Here is a 2,769-nt window from a genome sequence, read left to right as displayed (position 1 = left end):
GGACGGGATCGTCCGGCGCCCCTTCGGGGTCGTGCGGGTCCTGGTGGACGTGGAACGTCCGGATGGACGTCGTACGGGCCCGGTCGGGCCCGACGGCTACTTCTTCTTGCCCTTGCCGCCGTACGGCATGCCGGCCAGACCGGCGATGATCGCGAAGGCGACGAGCGGGATCACCACGTACAGGCCGATGGTCTCACCGACACTCAGGCCGGAACCCGGGTCGTCACCGTCGTCCCGGGTGAAGGCCATGGCGGGCGACGACAGCAGCATCATCAGCGTGACCGTTGCGCAGACCGCGCCGGCTCGCAAAGCGTTCCTCTTGTCCACGTTTCCAACTTACCCGCCGCTTACGGGGGCGCGCGCGTCGGGGTCGACCCGACCGGGCGGGGGCGCCTACGGCGGGGCGGGAGCGCCTGCGGCGGGCCGGAGGGGCGGCGGACCGGGGAGGGGCGGGGTGCCGGGCTCCCCCGGGGCGAGGGCCTGGCTTCCACGGGCCCCCGCCGGTCAGCGGGAGGGGTTCCGGGGGCCGGTCGGGGCGAGGAGGTGGGCGAGCAGGCCGGCGGCGGGGGCGGCGGCGAGGCCTTCGAGGGTGACCGGGTCGCCGGCGCCGTCGGCGACCGGGAGGCGCCAGTTCGGGTACTGGTCCCAGGTGCCGGGCAGGTTCTGCGGGCGCGGGTCGCCGACCAGGTCCGGCAGCCACACCCCGACCAGCTCCGCCGGGGTGGCCCGCAGGAAGCGGTACAGCACGGGCATCGACAGCGGCTCGTCCGCGTCGAGCATCCCCAGCCCCGCCAGCTCGGCCCGCCAGTCCGCCAGGTCCGCCGCCGCCTGCGCCTGCTCCTCCCCCAGCGGACGGGCCAGCAGTCCCAGCCGGTGCCGCAGCTCGACGTGCTCACCGGAGAGCCGGGCGGCGGTGCTGGGCAGGTCGTGGGTGGTGAGGGTGGCCAGGCAGCCCTGCCGCCACCGGTCCGGACCGAGGATCGCGCCGTCGGCCTGCCAGTCCCGCTCGAACCAGAGCACCGAGGTGCCGAGCACCCCGCGCGCCGCCAGCTCCTCCCGCACGCCAGGCTCCACCGTGCCGAGGTCCTCGCCGATCACCGCCGTCCCGGCCCGGTGCGCCTCCAGCGCCAGCACGCCGAGCATCGCCTCCGCGTCGTAGCGCACGTACACGCCCTCGGTCGGGGCATGCCCCTGCGGGACCCACCAGAGCCGGAACAGGCCCATCACGTGGTCGATGCGCAGGGCCCCGGCGTGCCGGGCGGTGGCCCGCAGCAGCTCCGCGTACGGGGCGTAACCGGCCTCGGCGAGCGCGTCCGGGCGCCAGGGCGGCAGGCCCCAGTCCTGGCCGTGGGCGTTGAAGGCGTCCGGCGGGGCGCCGACCGAGATCCCGCCGGCCAGCACGTCCTGCAGCGCCCAGGCGTCCGCGCCGTCCGGGTGGACGCCGACGGCCAGGTCGTGGATCAGGCCGACCGGCATGCCCGCCTCGCGGGCCGCCTGCTGGGCCCGGGCGAGCTGCTGGTCGACCTGCCAGGCGAGCCAGCGGTGGAACTCGATCCGCTCCCCGAGCTCCTTCTCCGCCTGCTCCACCTGTGGGCCGTCCGGGTGACGCAGGCCCTTCGGCCAGTGATGCCAGTCCGGGCCGTGCACCTCGGCCAGGGCGTTCCACAGCGCGTGCCGGCGCAGCCACTCGCCCTCGCGACGCCGGTACGCCTCGTACTCGGCCTGGCGGCCGGGGCCGCGCGGCACCTCGTGCAGCAGCTCCAGGGCCTCGCGCTTGAGCCGCCAGACGGCGTCCCGGTCGATCAGCGCGTCGTGGACGAGCACCTCGTCGCGCAGCCGGGCCGCGCGGCGGGCCAGCTCCTCGGCCTGGTCGCGCTGCCCGCCCTCCAGGTACGCGTACTCGGGGACGGCCTCGATCCGCAGGTGCACCGGGTCGGCGAAGCGGCGCGAGGACGGGCGGTACGGGGAGGGGTCGGAGGGGGCGCCGGGAAGGGCCTGGTGCAGCGGGTTGATCTGCACGAAGCCCGCCCCGAGGCCGGCCCCCGCCCACCGGGCCAGCTCGCCGAGGTCGCCGAGGTCGCCCATGCCCCAGGAGCGCTCGGACAGCACGGAGTACAGCTGGGCGAGGAACCCCCAGCTGCGGCCGGGGAGTTGCGGCAGCCGCTCGGGGGCGACGATCAGCGCGGCCTTCGCCCTCCTGTCACCGCACTCCGCCGTGAGCAGGTGGCGCCCCAGCGGCAGGTCCCCCGGCACCCAGTGCGAGTGCCCCCGCGGCAGTTCCCAACTCCCCCCGTCCTCCAGCTCCACCCGCAGCCGGGCGTCCGCCGGCACGTCCAGCGCCGTCCGTCTCCCCTGCCGGACCACCACGCACGGCGGCAGCAACCGGCCCCGCTGCACGGCCCGGTGGCGCTCCAGCGCCTCCCGCACCTCCTGCGACGTCCCGGCCGCCACCCCCATCGCCGCCAGCACCGCGACCAGCGTCCGCGCCCCCACCGCCTGCCCACCCGGCCCCGGGTGCCCGGCGTCCACCCCGTACGCCTGCGCCAGCGCCGCCAGTTCGGCGGGCGGCGGCGGAGCATCCTGCGCCGGCACCTGCTCGGCTCCGTCACTGTCGTGGTAAGCGGCCACTCGCGGCTCCTGCGATGTCTCGGCAACGCCCGGTCGGAACAGCCACAGTCCTACCCGCGTGACACCACGATCACCCAGCGCGACACGGGGCCGGGCGGAACGACCGAGGGCCCGCCCCACCCGTCGGCGGCGGGGCGGGCC

The 2,769-nt window shown here is 76.7% G+C and carries 2 protein-coding genes; both read right to left on the bottom strand.

All coding sequences use genetic code 11. The features are described from left to right. Positions 1-96: 96 nt before the first annotated feature. Positions 97-327 (bottom strand): hypothetical protein, encoded by a 231-nt coding sequence (locus tag ACFU7Y_RS42695; protein ID WP_380771846.1) that lies wholly within the window; start codon positions 325-327, stop codon positions 97-99. Between the two features lie 177 nt (positions 328-504). Beyond that, entirely contained in the window at positions 505-2,628 is a 2,124-nt protein-coding gene (gene malQ, locus ACFU7Y_RS42690; RefSeq protein WP_380771844.1) for a 4-alpha-glucanotransferase, read from the bottom strand. Positions 2,629-2,769 lie beyond the last annotated feature (141 nt).

The sequence above is a fragment of the Kitasatospora sp. NPDC057542 genome, assembly GCF_042801945.1.
GTDB lineage: Bacteria > Actinomycetota > Actinomycetes > Streptomycetales > Streptomycetaceae > Kitasatospora.
This window is presented reverse-complemented; position numbering and strand designations above follow the sequence as displayed.